General features: G+C 56.7%; 15 protein-coding genes. 3 read left to right on the plus strand and 12 right to left on the minus strand.

Features of this window, described 5'->3' with window-relative positions; all coding sequences use genetic code 11:
- The first annotated feature begins 127 nt into the window (after positions 1–127).
- A complete protein-coding gene (trmH, locus tag CDH48_RS02335; RefSeq protein WP_100687076.1) occupies positions 128–859 on the plus strand; it encodes a tRNA (guanosine(18)-2'-O)-methyltransferase TrmH in 732 nt (243 codons plus the stop codon).
- Between the two features lie 163 nt (positions 860–1022).
- Here the strand turns inward: trmH and CDH48_RS02340 are convergent, their stop codons facing one another.
- The 6 genes from CDH48_RS02340 to CDH48_RS02365 all read right to left on the minus strand — a co-directional run bounded on the left by CDH48_RS02340 (position 1023) and on the right by CDH48_RS02365 (position 6307).
- Positions 1023–2039, minus strand: a complete 1017-nt coding sequence (locus tag CDH48_RS02340; protein WP_100687215.1) for a nucleoid-associated protein — start codon at positions 2037–2039, stop codon at positions 1023–1025.
- Between the two features lie 249 nt (positions 2040–2288).
- Positions 2289–2609 carry a helix-turn-helix domain-containing protein gene (locus CDH48_RS02345; RefSeq protein WP_100687077.1) on the minus strand — a complete coding sequence of 107 codons (321 nt, stop codon included), beginning with the start codon at positions 2607–2609 and terminating at the stop codon, positions 2289–2291.
- Positions 2606–2968, minus strand: a complete 363-nt coding sequence (locus tag CDH48_RS02350) for a type II toxin-antitoxin system RelE/ParE family toxin (protein WP_100687078.1) — start codon at positions 2966–2968, stop codon at positions 2606–2608. Before CDH48_RS02350 ends, CDH48_RS02345 begins: the two co-directional genes overlap by 4 nt.
- Positions 2969–3160: 192 nt before the next feature.
- Positions 3161–4819, minus strand: a complete 1659-nt coding sequence (cysN, locus tag CDH48_RS02355; protein WP_100687079.1) for a sulfate adenylyltransferase subunit CysN — start codon at positions 4817–4819, stop codon at positions 3161–3163.
- Between the two features lies 1 nt (position 4820).
- Positions 4821–5729, minus strand: a complete 909-nt coding sequence (gene cysD / locus CDH48_RS02360; protein WP_100687080.1) for a sulfate adenylyltransferase subunit CysD — start codon at positions 5727–5729, stop codon at positions 4821–4823.
- Positions 5730–5896: 167 nt separating this feature from the next.
- Positions 5897–6307 carry a PilZ domain-containing protein gene (locus CDH48_RS02365; RefSeq protein ID WP_100687081.1) on the minus strand — a complete coding sequence of 137 codons (411 nt, stop codon included), beginning with the start codon at positions 6305–6307 and terminating at the stop codon, positions 5897–5899.
- Positions 6308–6615: 308 nt separating this feature from the next.
- Here CDH48_RS02365 and rimO point away from each other — a divergent pair, with 308 nt between their 5' ends.
- The gene (gene rimO, locus CDH48_RS02370; RefSeq protein ID WP_100687082.1) at positions 6616–7959 is read left to right on the plus strand and encodes a 30S ribosomal protein S12 methylthiotransferase RimO; all 1344 of its coding nucleotides are present in this window, start codon (positions 6616–6618) and stop codon (positions 7957–7959) included.
- A 63-nt stretch (positions 7960–8022) separates the two neighbouring features.
- Here the strand turns inward: rimO and oadA are convergent, their stop codons facing one another.
- On the minus strand, positions 8023–9828 hold the full coding sequence (gene oadA / locus CDH48_RS02375) for a sodium-extruding oxaloacetate decarboxylase subunit alpha (RefSeq protein WP_100687083.1): 1806 nt from the start codon (positions 9826–9828) through the stop codon (positions 8023–8025).
- 18 nt (positions 9829–9846) lie between these two features.
- Positions 9847–11262 (minus strand): acetyl-CoA carboxylase biotin carboxylase subunit, encoded by a 1416-nt coding sequence (locus CDH48_RS02380; protein ID WP_100687084.1) that lies wholly within the window; start codon positions 11260–11262, stop codon positions 9847–9849.
- Positions 11263–11414: 152 nt separating this feature from the next.
- Here CDH48_RS02380 and CDH48_RS02385 point away from each other — a divergent pair, with 152 nt between their 5' ends.
- Positions 11415–12395, plus strand: coding sequence for a LysR family transcriptional regulator (locus tag CDH48_RS02385; protein ID WP_100687085.1), 981 nt, complete (start codon positions 11415–11417; stop codon positions 12393–12395).
- Here the strand turns inward: CDH48_RS02385 and CDH48_RS02390 are convergent.
- The 4 genes from CDH48_RS02390 to gatC all read right to left on the minus strand — a co-directional run bounded on the left by CDH48_RS02390 (position 12366) and on the right by gatC (position 17168).
- Positions 12366–13721 (minus strand): MBL fold metallo-hydrolase, encoded by a 1356-nt coding sequence (locus CDH48_RS02390; protein WP_100687086.1) that lies wholly within the window; start codon positions 13719–13721, stop codon positions 12366–12368. The two genes, CDH48_RS02385 and CDH48_RS02390, sit on opposite strands and share 30 nt — an antisense overlap.
- A gap of 188 nt (positions 13722–13909) precedes the next feature.
- Entirely contained in the window at positions 13910–15361 is a 1452-nt protein-coding gene (gene gatB / locus CDH48_RS02395; RefSeq protein ID WP_100687087.1) for an Asp-tRNA(Asn)/Glu-tRNA(Gln) amidotransferase subunit GatB, read from the minus strand.
- A gap of 21 nt (positions 15362–15382) precedes the next feature.
- Complete coding sequence (gene gatA, locus CDH48_RS02400; protein ID WP_100687088.1) at positions 15383–16840, minus strand: Asp-tRNA(Asn)/Glu-tRNA(Gln) amidotransferase subunit GatA; 1458 nt, start codon at positions 16838–16840, stop codon at positions 15383–15385.
- Between the two features lie 40 nt (positions 16841–16880).
- Complete coding sequence (gatC, locus tag CDH48_RS02405; RefSeq protein ID WP_100687089.1) at positions 16881–17168, minus strand: Asp-tRNA(Asn)/Glu-tRNA(Gln) amidotransferase subunit GatC; 288 nt, start codon at positions 17166–17168, stop codon at positions 16881–16883.
- Between the last annotated feature and the right edge of the window lie 141 nt (positions 17169–17309).

Consider the following 17309-nt stretch of genomic DNA (forward strand, 5'->3'; position numbering starts at 1 on the left):
ACGCTTGCCTCACCCATGTAGGGCTCGGTCGCGCCATCCTTGGCGCTCCACGTTTTTGGAGAGCCCTGCACCAATCGCTTCGTCGAGCTTCGGTGGATTAATCGCTTATTACATACTTCACAAGACTATGACGCCAGAGCGCCTTGCCCGCATCAAACAGGTTTTGAATACCCGCCAGCCAGACTTGAGTGTTCTGACCGATCAGGTTCACAAGCCAAGAAACCTCTCCGCCATACTGCGATCCTGCGATGCCTTCGGGCTAGCTAACATGCACGTGGTGTGGCCAAAAGAAGGTTTCCGGGCCTTTCGGAAAACGGCGGGTGGCAGCTTCAAGTGGGTAACGCCCCATACCCACCGCACCATGGACGAGGCCATAGAAAACCTTAAAGGGCAGGGGCACAAGCTCTACGCGGCGCAGTTGTCTGACCGGGCCATCGATTACCATTCTGCAGACTTCACCGTACCCTGTACCGTAATCATGGGTAACGAAGTCGACGGCGTAAGCGCCGGGGCAGCGGAGCAGGCAGATGAACACATCGTTATCCCCATGATGGGCATGGTGGAATCCCTCAACGTATCCGCCGCCTGCGCCATCATCCTCGCGGAAGCCCAGCGGCAGCGCAAAGAGGCTGGCTTGTTCGATAGCCGCCGCATTCCGGATGAAGAATACAACCGCCTCTTGTTCAGCTGGTGCCAGCCCGTCGTCAAGCGCTACTGCGACGACCGAAACCTGCCATACCCACCCATTGATCACGAAACCGGTGAGTTAATCGACGGGGTAGGCTGGATGCGGGAAGTAAGGGTGCAGCGGGCAAACCGCGTCCGTTGGAACGACAGCAATTCGGTAGAAGTCAGCTAGCTCGATATACCCGAAACGTCCGATCGGCCCGTGGTGTGGTAAGGCTTTTCTGCCGGAAAAAGATGTCTGAGCGCAGCGAGTTGTTTTTCCAGAAGAAAAGCCTTACCACGCCGCGGAGCCAGCCACCAAAGTGGCAGGCCAACCCGAGGTCTGCACCAAACTATCAGTCCTCGCGATTCTCCAGATACCGCTCCAACTGCTCCCGCAATGCTTTAGGAAGGCGAGTAATCGTCAGCGCATCCTTGTCGCGGTCATAATAAATCGCCTGATTCACCAAATCCGAAGAAAACGAAACACTCATACCACCACCAGAGCCCGCAATCCGCACCAGCTTCTTCACCTTCCGATGATCCGGGTGCAAAACACCGCTCTCCGGCAACTCAGCCGTTTTGCTGGCAAACTCCTTGAACCGCTCCGGCTGATCCTCATCCAGATAGCCAGACAGCGCCTCAATGGCAACCGGCTCACCCAAAGCATGCTGTTCCTTACAGAACTCATAGGCCCGCGTGCGCACCTCACCAGCCTTCTCAGGCTCTGAAGACTTGGCAAACGCCTCCACAGCGTCCAGAAACGTCAGAGTTTCCTTCTCAACATCCACCTGATTAGTAAAGCCACACAGCCGGATAAACAGCTCCCCCGGCTCGCCCGTGCCCCGGGCATGCACCAGCGTAAGATAGTTCTCCGCAGCGTTATCCCCAAGCCAGTCATCCAGCTCAACACGCATGGCAAGGTTCAGACGGGACGTGCTCAGCACATCCGTTGTATCCAGTGCCTGATTGCCATCAAAGCGCAGAGCGCCATCGCTCTCCAGAATCATCACATAAACCACATCCGAATCTGCCAGTGCTTCATGCACAACCGTCAGGTGCCCCACAAACTCCTCCTGGCAGCTCGTCAGCAACTCCTGCCACTGCCCAAACACCCGATCCGTCAAAGACGCGAAACTCTGCTTGTCTTCCAGATAGTCTTTCAGCCAGCTTTTAAATGGGCTCTCGCCAATATCATCTGAAAACCGCCCGTACTTCTTACCCGGCTTGCTGTTGAAGAGCCGCTTCATCTGCTTGTGTAGCCCCTCATAATCGCCACCGGGCTCCTGCAGCGCCTCACCACTTTGCAGGCGGGCAGGCAGCCCCGGCTGGTACTGACTGGAAAACGCAGTGCGCAGATGTTTAATGGCCATAAAAAGAAAATCCCAAGATGAAGAACCAAAAAAGCCCCAAAGCGTCCGCTTCAGGGCCGATGATTCTGCCACGGACACCAAATACATTCACGAATAATAGGGAGAATTACTCTCAAGCCTGATAGCCGTGGGGCGGGGTGTCTTTATCTGGCGGGAAAAAGATGTCTGAGCGCAGCGAGTTGTTTTTCCCAGAAGAAAAGCCACCCCGCCTCGCGGCAAACACCAGAGCACCCAGGCCAGTCGCAGCCCTCAGGCCTCCACCACAGAAACACGCCCCGGGGAAGCAGAACGTCGCTCAGCACCGATCACTATCTGCACATCCCGGCCCAGACGAGTCAGGCAATCAAGCATCTTTGTTTCACTGATGCCGCGAAACTTGCCGTTCAGCAGGTTGGACAGCTTCGGCTGGGTCAAATCCAGAATCTTGCAAGCCTCTGCCTGTGTCCACTGATTGGCGCTGATGATATTGCGGATCTGTGCTGCCAGCTGTGCCTTGACCAGCATCTTGTCGGCATCGCGAAAACCAACATCCTCATAGACGTTAGAACTACCTTCTTCAATACTGATCACTTGCTACCCCCTTCAGCGTGCATTTTCGCTGCTTTCAGGCGCTCATTGATTACATCCATCTCCGGCTTCGGAGTCGCAATGCCCCGCGTTGATTTTTTCTGAAAACAGTGCAAAACGTACACAGCATCACCATATTTAACGGTATACACGGCCCGGTAAGTGCCGTCGCTGTCGCGCTCCACCACTTCCAGGACGCCCGCTCCCCCAATGCCTTTCAGGGGCTTGGCTTTGTCGTGTTTCTCTCCGGTTTGAGCCAGGTGCAACGCAAAGCCAAAGACATCTTTCACATCATCCGGCATGGCAATCAGGTCTTTTTTCGCCGACCCCATCCAGAATAGTGTTTTTGTTCTCGAGTCCATGAGTAACATATACCTATTTGGGTATAAATAATAGCAAAAAATTGAGCAATGGCGAATGGCTACCAACCCTGGTAGCCGTGGGGCGGGGTGTCTTTTATGGCGGGAAAAAGATGTCTGAGCGCAGCGAGTTGTTTTTCCCAGAAGAAAAGACACCCCGCCCCGCGGCAAACACCTTTTTAACCAGTCCTGTCCTTAAACCCGCTTGTTGCGAACCAGTTCCTGCACCAGCGCTGCAGCAACACCTGTCACTTCGTCAGTGCTATCAGCTGTTATGGATACGCTGGCTATGTCAGTGCCCAGGTCTACGGCAATTGCTACCAGGCCGTAAGCTGTCAACAGTTGCGCGGTGCGGCGGCGATCATCCGCGTCACCGGCATTATCCTCGCTCAGAATCACCGATGTTTTGCCCTGATCGAATAATGCGCGCTCAACGGCCAGGGCAAGGGTGTGAGCCTGCTTACCGGAGCAGCCAATAATCATCGGCTTCTGTGCCAGGCGGCGCTCGCGCTCTTCGGGGCTTACCGGCTCCAGAGTGCCTGCGGTATCTGCCAGGCCATCAATCATACCGGCACCAACCGTCACGTTGGTGAGCCGATCGATCACAATAAAGCTACCGGTAGCATGATTACGCTGATAGGCGTCAAAGGCGATGGGCTGGCTCAGGGTCAGATCACACAGACCGATTTCATTGACCTGCAGCGAACTTGGATTGGGATGTTGCTCCAGCGTGTTCACGTCGGTCTGATAATGGATCTTCCGAACCGTGCCTGATGTAAATGTGGGGCCCAGTTTGATGTCGTACAGGCGTCCGGTATGCAAAGGCGCATCAGCCATCCACACGATATTGGCTTTGAAGCGGTTGCCCACTTCCGGCTCGTCTTCCGGTTTTACCAGCATGTCGCCACGGCTGATATCAATCTCATCTTCCAGGGTCAGGGTAACCGCCTGGTCAATGTAGGCCTCTTCAAGGTTACCGTCGAAAGTCACGATCTCCTTGATGGTGCTGGTGCGCCGCGAGGGCAGGGCCATAACCTTGTCCCCCGGGCAGATGACGCCGGAGGCAATGGTGCCGCAGAAACCGCGGAAGTTCAGGTTGGGGCGGATGACGTATTGCACGGGGAACCGGAAGTGCTCCAGGTTCTTGTCGCGGTTTAGTTCCACCGTTTCCAGAATATCCATCAGTGGCTGGCCGTTAAACCAGGGGGTGTTCTCGCTGCGGTTGACAACGTTGTCGCCTTCCAGGGCCGAGATGGGTACGAAGCGGATGTCTTTCAGCCCGAGCTTTGCCGCAAAGGAGAGGTAATCTTCCCGGATTTCATTGAAGCGGTCTTCGCTGAAATCCACCAGATCCATCTTGTTCACCGCCACCACGATATGCCGGATACCGAGCAGCGAGGCAATAAAGGAATGCCTGCGGGTCTGGGTCAGCACGCCACGGCGGGCGTCGATCATCAGAATGGCGACCTGGGCGGTAGAGGCTCCGGTGGCCATGTTGCGGGTGTACTGCTCGTGCCCCGGCGTATCTGCAATGATGAACTTGCGCTTGTCGGTAGAGAAATAGCGATAGGCAACATCAATGGTAATGCCTTGCTCCCGTTCTGCCTGCAAACCATCCACCAGCAGGGCAAGATCCAGCTTTTCGCCGGTGGTGCCCATTTTGGCACTGTCGGTTTTCAGGCTGGCCATGTGATCTTCATAGATCATTTTTGTGTCGTGGAGCAGGCGACCGATGAGGGTGCTTTTGCCGTCGTCCACGCTGCCGCAGGTGAGCAGGCGCAGCAGTTCCTTGTTCTCGTGCTGCTTCAGGTAAGCCTGAATATCGTCGGCAATAAGATCAGATTGGTGTGACATATCAGAAGTACCCTTCGCGCTTTTTCTGTTCCATGGAGCCAGCCGAGTCGTGATCAATCACGCGGCCCTGACGTTCCGAGCTGGTGGCCAGCAGCATTTCCTGAATGATTTCAGGCAGGGTGTCTGCCTTGGATTCAATCGCGCCAGTCAACGGGTAACACCCCAGAGTGCGGAAGCGGATGGACTTCATCATCGGCTTTTCACCCTCTTTCAGGGGCATGCGGTCGTCGTCCACCATGATCAGTGAGCCGTCGCGCTCAACTACCGGGCGCACGGCTGAGTAGTAAAGCGGAACAATCTCGATGTTTTCCAGATAGATGTACTGCCAGATATCCAGCTCGGTCCAGTTGGACAGGGGAAACACGCGAATGCTTTCGCCCTTGTTTACCTTGCCGTTGTAGGTGTTCCAGAGTTCCGGGCGTTGATTTTTCGGGTCCCAGCGGTGGTATTCGTCACGGAAGGAGTACACCCGTTCCTTGGCCCGGGATTTTTCTTCGTCCCGGCGGGCGCCACCGAAGGCGGCATCGAAACCGTGCTTGTCCAGAGCCTGCTTCAGGGCCTGGGTTTTCATGATGTCGGTGTGTTTTGCACTGCCGTGGGTAAAGGGCCCAATACCCTGTTCTACGCCGTCCTGATTGGTGTGCACAATCAGGTCCAGGCCATATTCCTTTATCTTGCGATCCCGGAACTCGATCATGTCCCGGAACTTCCAGGTGGTGTCCACATGCATCAGCGGAAAGGGCAGCTTGCCGGGAAAAAAGGCTTTGCGGGCCAGGTGCAGCATAACCGCGGAGTCTTTGCCGATGGAGTAGAGCATCACCGGGTTGTCAAACTCCGCGGCCACTTCACGGATGATATGGATGCTTTCCGTTTCCAGCTGTTTCAGATGCGTAAGGTTGTATGTGGTCATGATGATCCGTAGCCGCAATAGGCTTGAGGGCTGGCAAATTGAGAAAGACAACTATATCAGAGGCGATATTGCTATAAGAAGAGTTTGGTTTAGAGTTTTAAGTTATAGCAATATAGCGCCCGAAAAATCCGGGCCCGGAAAACTGTGTGTGGGTACGGGGATGGGTATCAGGCCGGTTTACGGGATTCGGCGAGCAGTTTGCGAACGTAATTATCTACGTAATCAAACCCGTTGCCCTCAAAATCGGTAAATTGAATGCCCAGTTGAAATTCGTCCCTTGCCATCCGCCGAAGATGAACAATGTTGCCGTTAACCACAACAGACACTGGCTGAGCGGCGATGACCGGAACAGAAAACCGTGCTTTGACCGAAATCCAGTTGCCCGGGGCAGGTGCTTTAAACCGTGGAATGAGTTGGCCTGCAGTTTCCTGATTGCAGCAAACCATAACGCCTGTGCGGGAAAGATTGGACATTCTGCAGATGAGTTGGCAACCATCCGGTTTCTCGATAACGATGTCGGTTTCGATATCCACACGTTGCTGGTTGCGCAGGTTAGGCTTCATTGTGGCAGCTTTCATGGGGGCTCTTGTTGGCATGCTCGGATTAAAATGGTGTTTCAGAACAACGTGTAACCGTCGAAAAGTGTAGTTGTTTATTTTCTGATCAGCAACTTGAGTGTCGTAGATTGTGGCAGATTTATTGTATTTTTCTGAACAGGAATTCACAGTTTTGACTCAGATCAGAAACGGACTGGTGGTTCTGGCCGCCCGGCTTTTGCTGCAGAGGGGTGCTTTACTGGTGTAAAATTTCCGGCTCCAATCCATTCGTATGCTCCCGCCGGTCATTCGCGTGCTCCCGCCGGGCGCCAGGAATCCTGAAACCTTTTATGACAGAGAAAACCGAAAACACAGTGGCTGGCAACGGCAAAGTTGGCTTTATCAGCCTTGGCTGCCCCAAGGCGCTGGTAGATTCTGAGCGTATCCTTACACAGCTGCGGCTGGATGGTTACGATGTGGTGCCCACCTACAACGACGCGGATATTGTGGTGGTCAACACCTGCGGCTTTATTGATGCGGCCAAGCAGGAGTCTCTGGATGCCATTGGCGAGGCGATCAATGAAAACGGCAAGGTGATCGTTACCGGTTGCATGGGCGTGGAAGCGGACAGAATCCGGGAAACACACCCGGGCGTTCTGGCAGTTTCCGGCCCCCATGCCTATGAAGAGGTGGTGGGCGCGGTTCATCAGTTTGTTCCGCAAACCCGTGAGCACGACCCGTTTACCGATCTGGTGCCACCCCAGGGTATCAAGCTGACACCCCGGCACTACGCGTATCTCAAGATTTCAGAGGGCTGCAACCATCGTTGTACCTTCTGCATTATTCCCTCCATGCGTGGTGATCTGGTGAGCCGCCCCATAGGCGATGTTATGGACGAAGCTCAGCGCCTGGTTGATGCGGGGGTAAAAGAGCTTCTGGTAATTTCCCAGGACACCTCGGCCTATGGCGTAGATACCAAATACCGCACCGGCTTCTGGCAGGGCCGCCCACTGAAAACAAAGATGCAGTCGCTGTGCGAGGCCCTGGGTGAACTGGGCGTTTGGGTGCGCCTGCATTATGTCTATCCCTACCCCCATGTGGACGACATTATTCCGCTGATGGCGGAGGGCAAAATCCTGCCGTACCTGGATATTCCGTTCCAGCATGCCAGCCCCAAAGTGCTGAAGGCCATGAAGCGCCCGGCACACGACAGCAAAACCCTGGAGCGAATTTGCAAGTGGCGGGAAATCTGCCCGGAACTCACCATTCGTTCCACGTTTATTGTCGGCTTCCCCGGTGAAACCGAAGAAGACTTTCAATACCTGCTGGACTGGCTGGAGGAGGCGCAGCTGGATCGCGTGGGTGCCTTTACCTACAGCGCGGTTGAAGGTGCCAGGGCCAATGAGCTTGAAGGTGCCGTACCTGAGGAGGTCAAAGAAGAGCGCCTGGCCCGGTTTATGGAAAAACAGGCAGGGATTTCAGCGGCTCGTTTGCAGGCGAAGATCGGCACGACCATTGATGTACTGATCGACGAAGTGGACGAAGAAGGCGCCATAGGCCGCTCCAGGGCCGATGCGCCAGAGATTGACGGCATGGTGTATCTGAACGGCGTTACCGATCTCGAACCCGGCCAGATTGTGAGTGTTGTGGTGGAGCACGCCGACGAACACGACCTATGGGCCGTTCTGGCCTGAGGTGCTACGAAAGCCTGCAGGCCGCCTCTGCTAACAAGAGGCGGCCTGCAGGGTTGCTTGCGATCAGACGATATCAATCAGCAGTTCACCCGGGGTGACCCGGTCGCCTTTGGTAACGTAAATGGCCTCCACCTTGCCGTCGATATCGGCATGCACCTCGGTTTCCATCTTCATTGCCTCGGTTATCAGGACGGCCTGGCCGGCGGTAACCGTGTCGCCTTCCTGCACCAGAACCTCCACCACGTTGCCCGGCATGGCGGTGCTGACGTGGCCGGGTGTTGAGGCTTTTTTACGCCCATTGCCACTTTCGGCGACGTATTCGTTAAGGGGTTCGAACACCACCTCTTCCGGCATGCCGTCCAGCGACAGGTACAGCTTGCGCTTGCCGGCACCTGAATCGCCCGAACCGGTAATCGCCACGTCGTAGCTTTCGCCATGCACTTCAATTTTGAATTCAGTGGCAACGCCAGTGCCGAGGCGCTCCTGGGGCTTGGTCTCTGCAGGCAGCAAAGGTTCCGGTGCCAGGGTGCCGTCTTTGCGTTGCTGCAGGAATTCCCGGCCCAGGTCCGGGAACATCGCGTAGGTGAGCACATCTTCTTCATTGAGGGCGAGTTCGCCGATGTCTTTGCGCAGCCTGTTCATTTCCGGGCTGAGCTGGTCCGCGGGGCGGCCTTCGTCGACCGATTCGTTGCCGATGGCCTTGCTGCGTACTTTGGCGTTAACCGGGGCTGGCGGCTGGCCGTAGCCTCCCTGCAGGTAGCGCTTTACTTCGTTGGTGATGGTTTTGTAGCGCTGGCCGGCGAGAACGTTGTACACCGCCTGGGTTCCGACGATCTGGGAAGTAGGGGTTACCAGTGGCGGGAAGCCCAGGTCTTCCCGCACCCGCGGTATCTCATCGAACACTTCGCGAATACGCTCCAGCGCATTCTGTTCTTTGAGCTGGTTCGCCAGGTTGGACATCATGCCACCGGGCACCTGGTTGATCTGTACCGACACGTCCTCGCGGGTAAATTCGCTTTCAAACTGCCGGTACTTTTTGCGTACTTCCCGGAAGTAATCCGCAATCTCGCTCAGCAGCGTCAAATCCAGGCCGGTGTCGTAGTCGGTGCCTTTGAGTGCGGCCACCTGGGATTCCGTGGCCGGGTGGCTGGTGCCTGAAGAAAATGAAGAAATGGCGGTGTCTATGCGGTCGGCGCCGGCTTCAATGGCTTTTAACTGGCACAGGGGGGCCAGGCCGGAGGTGGAATGGCTGTGAATAACCAGGGGCAGATCCACTTCCGCCTTGATGGCCTTCACCAGATCATAAGTGGCGTAAGGTGTCAGCAGCCCTGCCATGTCCTTGATGGCAATGGAGTCAGCACCCATGGCCTGAATGTCTTTGGCCTGTTGCACAAACAGTTCCAGTGTATGCACAGGGCTGGTGGTGTAGCAGATAGTGCCCTGGGCATGCTTGCCGGCCTTTTTCACCGCCTTCATGGCGGTTTCGATGTTGCGCAGGTCGTTCAGGGCATCGAACACCCGGAATACATCAATGCCGTTGTCTGCCGCTTTTTGCACAAAGGCTTCCACAACATCGTCGGCGTAATGGCGATAGCCCAGCAGGTTCTGCCCCCGTAGCAGCATTTGCAGGCGGGTGTTGGGTAGCGCTTCGCGCAACTGGCGCAGGCGCTCCCAGGGATCTTCCTTCAGAAAGCGAACACAGGCGTCAAAGGTGGCGCCGCCCCAGACCTCCAGCGACCAGTAGCCTGCCTGATCCAGCTTGCCGCAGATGGGTAGCATGTCTTCGGTGCGCATGCGCGTGGCAATCAATGACTGGTGCGCATCGCGTAGCACAAGGTCGGTTACTTCAATCTTTTTTGCTTGGTTCATGATTCGGTCTCCTGCGGGTTACCAGCCTGCGTGTGCGGCGATGGTGGCGGCGATAGCCAGCGCGGTCTGGCTGGGGTGGCGCTTGGTTGAATAGTTCAGCAGTTCCGGGTGTTCGGGCACAAAGCTGGTGTTGAATGTCCCCTCGCTGAAATCCGGATGATCCAGAATCTGCTGGTAATAGTTGGCGGTGGTTGTGATCCCGTGCAGGCGCATGTCGTCCAGCGCACGCTTGCCCCGGGCGATCACCTCATCCCAGGTCAGTGCCCAAACCACCAGTTTCAGGCACATGGAGTCGTAGTAGGGCGGGATGTCATAACCGGTATAAATGGCGGTATCCACCCGCACACCCGGGCCGCCGGGCGCGTAGTAATGGGTTACCCTGCCAAAGCTGGGCAGGAAGTCGTTTTTGGGGTCTTCGGCGTTAATACGGAACTGCAGGGCGTAGCCCCGGAACTGGATGTCTTCCTGGCGGTAGCTCAGGGGCAGCCCCGCGGCAATGCGCAATTGCTCACGCACAATGTCCACCCCGGTAATGGCTTCGGTAATGGTGTGCTCCACTTGCACGCGGGTGTTCATTTCCATGAAATACACTTCGTTGCCGGTGAGCAGGAACTCCACCGTACCAGCGTTTTCATAGCCTACGGCTTTGGCGGCGCGTACCGCCAGGTCACCCACATACTGGCGCTGTTCCGGCGTCAGTTGAGGGCTGGGGGCAATCTCGATCAGTTTCTGGTTGCGCCGTTGTATGGAGCAGTCGCGCTCGAACAGGTGAATGGCATTGCCCTGGCTGTCTGCCAGTATCTGCACTTCAATATGGCGCGGGTTCACAATGCACTTTTCCATGAACACTTCGGCAGAACCGAACGCCTTGGTGGCTTCGGAGATAACCCGCGGATACTGCACTTTCAATTCCTGTGCGGTATCACAGCGCCGGATACCGCGACCGCCGCCACCGGAAGTGGCTTTGAGCATGACCGGGTAGCCGATGTCGTTGGCAAGCTCCAGAGCCTCCTCAAGGCTGTTCAGGTTGCCCTCCGAGCCGGGCGTGATGGGTACACCGGCGGCGCGCATGCTGTCACGGGCCTGGGTTTTATCGCCCATACCGTGGATGACGCTGGATTTGGGGCCAATAAACGCCACGCCTTTCTGCTCGCACAGGCGGGCAAGGTTGGCGTTTTCCGACAGAAATCCGTAGCCCGGGTGAATGGCATCGCAGCCGGTTTCCACCGCCAGGTTTACGATGCGTGCAGGGTCCAGGTAGCCCGCCAATGGGTCTTCGCCCAGCGAGTAGGATTCATCAGCCCGCTTGACATGCAACCCGTAGCGATCCGGCTCGGTGTATATGGCCACCGACCGTATCCCCATTTCTGCGCAGGCACGCACGATGCGGACAGCAATCTCCCCGCGGTTGGCGATCAACACTTTCCTCAGCATGGGAGGTTCCTCGCTTTTTTTCGTCCCGAATGGAAGTGACAGCGTTCGTAATAACGCCAAAAAGAATAATCGGATAGAATCTTCACGAAAAATTGATATTATTTTGTTTATATATAAGAGATAACTTATACATTAAGGAAGAAATTGCATTTATGCCCCTGAGCATCCAGAAACTGGCCAGCCGGCTGACCTTTCGGCAGCTCCAGGTTTTCAAGGCGGTAAACGACCTGAAAAGCTACAGCAAGGCAGGGGAGTTACTCGGCCTGACGCAACCCGCTGTCAGCAGCCAGGTACGTCATCTGGAACAAGCGCTGGGCATGCCCATGTTCGAGTATGTCGGGCGCAAGCTATACTGCACCGCTGCCGGCGAGGAGATGGCCCGCTGCGTGCGCTCCGTATTCCGCGAGCTGGAGCGGGTGCAGAACAGCCTGGCGGCCCTGGAAGGGCAGGTGGCAGGAGAACTCCGGCTGGTGGCCGTGAATACCGCGCAGTACGTGGTGCCCTACATGCTGAGTGCGTTTTTGCAGCTGAACCCGCAGGTGACCGTGTCAGTAGCGGTTGTTAACCGGGCAGCGGCATTGCAGCGGCTGAACGACAATGCCGATGACCTGGTGATTATGGGCATGGTGCCCGCCGAGCGGCCTCTGGCATCTCTGCCGTTTCTCGATAACGAACTGGTACCGGTGGTGCCCAGTGGTCACCCGTTACTCCGACAACAAACGGTGACCCCCCAGGAGTTTCTGGACAGCGGTCTGCTGCTGCGGGAAAGTGGCTCAGGCAGTCGTCTGGCACTGGAGTTGCACTGCCAGGCCCAGCGCTTGCGGGCAACGCCAACTATAGAACTGGGCTCTAACGATGCCGTAAAGCACGCGGTACTGGCTGGTTTGGGGGTGGCTGTTCTGCCGAAACTGGGCGTTTTGTCAGAGCTCGCCCTGGGCAGATTGCATGTGCTGGATATCAGAGGCTTTCCACTGAGGCGCAGCTGGTGTGTGGTCTACCCGCAGGCTCGGCACCCTACGCCGGCCATGCGGGCATTTATTGACTACGTGCAGCAGAACATCCGACAGTTCGAGCGGATGTTCCTGCGGCACCGGGAATTGAACTCAGCCGTCGGCCATCAAGGCACCGACTGACCCAAGAAATACATCAACGTTTCTGAAACCCCTGCGCATCAATACCGACGCAGCAATTGCCGCCCGTGCGCCGCTGCCGCACAGGATGGTGTAATGTCTCTCGGGGTCCAGCTCACTGGCCTCCTCCGCGAGGTGTCCTGTGTAGTGGTGTATGGCCTGGTCAACCGGTGTTTCCTCCACCTCCCCTTTTCCGCGAACATCCAGCAGGCTCCAGTTCTCCGGCGGCGAGGCTCTGCGTTTTTTGAACTCCTCCAGATCAATCACCGTAATGGCCCTGAACGGTTCTGCCATGGCCGCCCATTGGGGCATGTCCGGAGCCAGGTAGCCGAGCACCCTGTCAAAGCCGATACGGGCCAGGTGTCGTGCGGCCAGTTCGGCTTCTGAAGCGCTGGCAGCGACCAGAACCAGCTTGTCATCGGGGTTCAGGAACCAGCCGGCAAAGGCCGGAATCATGGGTGTCGGCAGCGCCAGGCTGTCCGGTATATGAGCTCCGAGAAAGCTGCTGATTCCGCGCACGTCAATGGTCACAGTCTGGTCTGGCAAGTCCTTGAAGGCTGCGGGTGAAAGCGCCGCCGGTGTCAGCAAAGGGCTCGCCGCCGGGCTGCCTACCAGGTTCAGGCGCTCCATTTCGCGGAAATAGGGTGGCTGGTAATGGTGTTCCTGCACCTTACGGCTGATGAATTCCTGGCGTGACCGGATTTTCAGCATGGGGTTATTGCGGCGTTCGTAACCGATACTTGAGAATTCCCGGTCGGCCATGTTGTCGCCACATACAGAGCCGGCGCCATGGGCCGGGTAAATAAGCGTCTGGTCGCCCAGGTCGAGCAGTTTCTGCAGACTGTCGTAGAGCAGGCCGGCGACTTCTTCAGCGCGCTCCGGGTAGAAGTCGGTGCGCCCGACATCGCCAATGAACAGGGTGTCGCCGGTGAATACGGCCACCGCGTCATCGCCGAATTCCGTATCGTAGAGCACAAATGACAGGCTGTCGTCAGTGTGGCCGGGCGTTTCCAGTACACGCAGTTGCAGATTGCCGAAGCGGAACTCGTCGTTTTCACGGGTGGTTTTTGCATAGCGCACGTCTGCCGCGGCATTCGGCCCGTGGAAAACCGTAGCGCCGGTCAGTTGCGCGAGTATGGGCGCGCCGGAGACAAGATCTTCGTTGCGGTGCGTTTCAAAAATATGGGTTATCCGGCAGCCCTCCACGGCAGCCGCTTCGGCATAGACTTCACAGTCGCGGCGGGGATCAATAACTGCGGCCTGGCCGTTGTTACCAATCAGGTACGACAGATGCGACAAGCCTTCGGATTTGAATGTCTGAATAAACATGAAACCTCCTTCTCAAACAGAATCGAGGACCATGTATTATGTTTAGCACAACACTGGGGGGCTTAGGGGCGCCAGCGGATTACCGTCTTAAGGCTGCAGGATTAAGGTTGCTTAACGCAGGCAACCAGCCAGGCGCCAGTGAATGGCCTGAGCGCTCTGGCTGGCAGTCTGATCGCCATGCCGAACGATTAGTTGTTCAGTTTTTTAAGCAGAATTTCATTGAACAGCTTCGGATTGCCCTGTCCCTTCGAGGCCTTCATCAGTGGCCCCATAAAGCCACCCAGCATCTTCTTCTGCTTCTTCGGGTCGGTTTCCCGCTGGTACTGGGCAACCTGATCCGGCATGCCGGCCAGGACCTCATCCACCATCTGCTCCAGCGCGCCGGTGTCCGAAACCTGTTTCAGGCCCCGGGCTTCAATGATGGCATCGGCGTTGTCTCCGTCACCCTTCCAGAGCGCCTCGAATACTTTCTTGGCCCCGGATGAGGACACGGTGTTATCCGCAATGCGTGCCACCAGTTGACCCAGTTGAGCGCCGGTGATGGGCGCCTGGGTCACGGTTTTGTCTTCCGCATTCAGGCGCGCGGAGAATTCACCCAATACCCAGTTGGCTGCCAGTTTTGCGTCTTTGCCGTGGCTGGCGGTTTCTTCAAAGAATGCGGCCATGGAGGCATCCTCGCTGAGCAAACGGGCATCGTAATTGTTGAGGCCGTATTGCTCCCTGAAGCGGGCCTTGCGCTCGTCCGGCAGTTCCGGCAATAAATCCCGGGCGCTCTGGATAAACGCATCGTCGATCACCACCGGCAGCAGGTCCGGGCAGGGGAAGTAGCGGTAATCGTTGGCTTCTTCCTTGCTGCGCATGGAGCGGGATTCGTTGCGCTCCCCATTGTACAGACGGGTTTCCTGAATCACACGGCCGCCGTCTTCCAGAATGTCCATCTGCCGCTCCACTTCGTGGGCGATGGCCTGCTCCATGAAGCGGAAGGAGTTCAGGTTCTTGGTTTCCGTGCGGGTGCCCAGTTCTTCCGAGCCTTTGGGCTTCAGGGAAATGTTCACGTCAAAACGCAAAGAGCCCTGGCTCATATCGCCATCGCAGATACCCAGCGACGTCACCAGGCTGTGCAGTTTTCTGGCGAAGGCTACCGCTTCTTCCGCACTGTTCATATCCGGTTCGGTGACCACTTCAATCAGCGGTGTGCCGGCGCGGTTCAGGTCGATGCCCGTCATGCCGTGGAAGTCCTCGTGGAGTGACTTGCCGGCGTCTTCCTCCAGATGCGCGTGGTGAATGCGCACCCGCTTGCTGCTGCCGTCTGCCAGATCAATATCCACAAAGCCGGGGCCAATAATGGGGTGATCCAGTTGTGTGGTCTGATAGCCCTTGGGCAAATCCGGGTAGAAGTAGTTTTTACGGTCGAACACCGAACGCCGGCCAATCTCGGCATTCACCGCCAGGCCGAACATGACTGCGTAGCGGAATGCCTGCTCATTCGGAACAGGCAGAGTGCCCGGCATGGCCAGGTCAACGGCGCTGGCCTGGGTGTTTGGCTCGGCACCAAAGGCGGTGCTGGAGCCGGAAAAAATCTTGGTTTTGGTGGCAAGCTGAACGTGAATTTCCAGCCCGATCACAATATCCCACTGCATATACGTTCTCCTGGTTCGGGCTTACTGGGGAAGCTTCTGGTGCCAGTCGGTAACCTGCTGGAACTGGTGGGCTGTGTTCAGCAAACGGGCTTCTTCAAAATAGTTCCCGATAATCTGCAATCCCACCGGCAGGCCGTCGACAAAACCCGCCGGTACCGACATGGCCGGCACGCCCGCAAGGTTAACGGCGATGGTGAAAACATCTTCCAGGTACATGGTCACCGGGTCACTGGTTTTCTCACCCTGCACAAACGCAGGCGAGGGCGTTACCGGGCTCATCAAAACATCCACGTCCTTGAAGGCGTTGATAAAATCCTGCTGAATCAGGCGGCGAACCTTCTGCGCCTTCAGGTAATAAGCATCAAAATATCCGGCTGAAAGTGCATAAGTGCCCACCAGGATGCGGCGCTTCACCTCTCCTCCGAAGCCTTCGGCACGTGTGCGGGTATAGAGATCGTTCAGGTCCTTGGGATCTTCGCAGCGGTAGCCGTAACGCACGCCGTCAAAACGCGACAGGTTGGCGGAGGCTTCTGCAGGCGCAATCACGTAATAGGCGGCAATGGCCAGCTTGGCATGGGGCAGGGACACTTCAGTTACCGTGGCACCCAGCTTTTCGTATTCCTTAACCGCATTGCGAACCTGCTGCTCCATCGCGGGGCTGAGCTGGTCGGAGAAATACTCTTTTGGAAGACCAACACGCAGGCCCTTTAATGGCTCGTTTAACGTGGCGGTGTAATCCGGCACGGCGCGATCAACGCAGGTGGAATCCTTCGGGTCGAACCCGGCCATCACATTCAGCATCAGCGCGTTGTCTTCTGCCGTGCGCGCCATGGTGCCGCCTTGATCCAGGCTGGAGGCAAAAGCAATCATCCCGTAGCGGGACACCCTGCCATAAGTTGGCTTCAAACCGGTGATGCCGCACAGGGCGGCGGGCTGGCGGATGGAGCCGCCGGTATCTGTGGCCGTCGCTGCCGGAACCAAACGAGCGGCAATGGCTGCGGCGGAACCGCCGGAAGACCCACCGGGTACACGCTTGTCGCCACTGCTCAATCCCCAGGGGTTAGTCACCGGGCCGAAAAAACTGGATTCGTTGGACGAACCCATGGCGAACTCGTCCATATTGGTTTTGCCGAGGCACACCGCACCGGCAGTGCGAAAGTTGGCGGTAACCGTGGCGTCATAGGGTGGCACAAAATTGGCGAGCATTTTTGAACCGGCAGTGGTGGCTACGCCATTGGTGCAGAAAATGTCTTTGTGGGCGAAGGGCACGCCTGTCCACACGCTGGCTTTACCGGCTGCGCGTTGTTCGTCGGCGGCTTTGGCATCGGCCATGGCCTGGTCTTCGGTAACTGTAATAAAACTGTTGTACTGGCCGTCTTCAGCCTTGATGCGGTCGAGGAACTCACGGGTCAGTTCCACGCTTGAAATCTTGCCGCTTTCCAGTTCACGGGAAAGCTCTGCTACGGATTTGTTATGCATGTTCAATCCTGGTAGTGGGCTGATAGTGGGATTCGTCAGATCACTCGATAACCCGGGGTACGAGATAAAGGCCGTCTTCGGTAGCCGGCGCGATGGCCTGAAAGGCTTCCCGTTGATTGGTCTCGGTCACTTCGTCGGCGCGCAAACGCTGCACGGCATCCAGCGGGTGAGCCAGGGGCTCGACATTGGAGGTGTCTGCGGCGCTGAGTTGGTCGACAAGATTCAGGATATTGCCCAGATCGCTTTCCAGTGCCGATATCTGCGCTTCGTCCACGCGGATGCGGGCAAGAACAGCGACTTTTTCTATGTCTTCACGGGAAATGGACACAAATTGCCTCCCAGATAAATGAAATGTCGGTAATATAAAGGACACTCTCTGCAAAAGAGTGTTGCACCGAGTTATGGGGCCGTTCGGGGAAGGCTTTTCAAAACTGTAGAGGGCCATGGATGGCCCGAAACAAGCGCACAT

The organism is Marinobacter aromaticivorans, assembly GCF_002806975.1.
Taxonomy (GTDB): Bacteria; Pseudomonadota; Gammaproteobacteria; order Pseudomonadales; family Oleiphilaceae; genus Marinobacter; species Marinobacter aromaticivorans.

What these genes read in the sequence shown, in the direction of transcription:
- trmH (WP_100687076.1), top strand. Translation starts at nt 128, where the DNA reads ATGACGCCAGAGCGCCTTGCCCGCATCAAACAGGTTTTGAATACCCGC.
- CDH48_RS02340 (WP_100687215.1), bottom strand. Translation starts at nt 2,039, where the DNA reads ATGGCCATTAAACATCTGCGCACTGCGTTTTCCAGTCAGTACCAGCCG.
- CDH48_RS02350 (WP_100687078.1), bottom strand. Translation starts at nt 2,968, where the DNA reads ATGGACTCGAGAACAAAAACACTATTCTGGATGGGGTCGGCGAAAAAA.
- cysN (WP_100687079.1), bottom strand. Translation starts at nt 4,819, where the DNA reads ATGTCACACCAATCTGATCTTATTGCCGACGATATTCAGGCTTACCTG.
- cysD (WP_100687080.1), bottom strand. Translation starts at nt 5,729, where the DNA reads ATGACCACATACAACCTTACGCATCTGAAACAGCTGGAAACGGAAAGC.
- CDH48_RS02365 (WP_100687081.1), bottom strand. Translation starts at nt 6,307, where the DNA reads ATGAAAGCTGCCACAATGAAGCCTAACCTGCGCAACCAGCAACGTGTG.
- rimO (WP_100687082.1), top strand. Translation starts at nt 6,616, where the DNA reads ATGACAGAGAAAACCGAAAACACAGTGGCTGGCAACGGCAAAGTTGGC.
- oadA (WP_100687083.1), bottom strand. Translation starts at nt 9,828, where the DNA reads ATGAACCAAGCAAAAAAGATTGAAGTAACCGACCTTGTGCTACGCGAT.
- CDH48_RS02380 (WP_100687084.1), bottom strand. Translation starts at nt 11,262, where the DNA reads ATGCTGAGGAAAGTGTTGATCGCCAACCGCGGGGAGATTGCTGTCCGC.
- CDH48_RS02385 (WP_100687085.1), top strand. Translation starts at nt 11,415, where the DNA reads ATGCCCCTGAGCATCCAGAAACTGGCCAGCCGGCTGACCTTTCGGCAG.
- CDH48_RS02390 (WP_100687086.1), bottom strand. Translation starts at nt 13,721, where the DNA reads ATGTTTATTCAGACATTCAAATCCGAAGGCTTGTCGCATCTGTCGTAC.
- gatB (WP_100687087.1), bottom strand. Translation starts at nt 15,361, where the DNA reads ATGCAGTGGGATATTGTGATCGGGCTGGAAATTCACGTTCAGCTTGCC.
- gatA (WP_100687088.1), bottom strand. Translation starts at nt 16,840, where the DNA reads ATGCATAACAAATCCGTAGCAGAGCTTTCCCGTGAACTGGAAAGCGGC.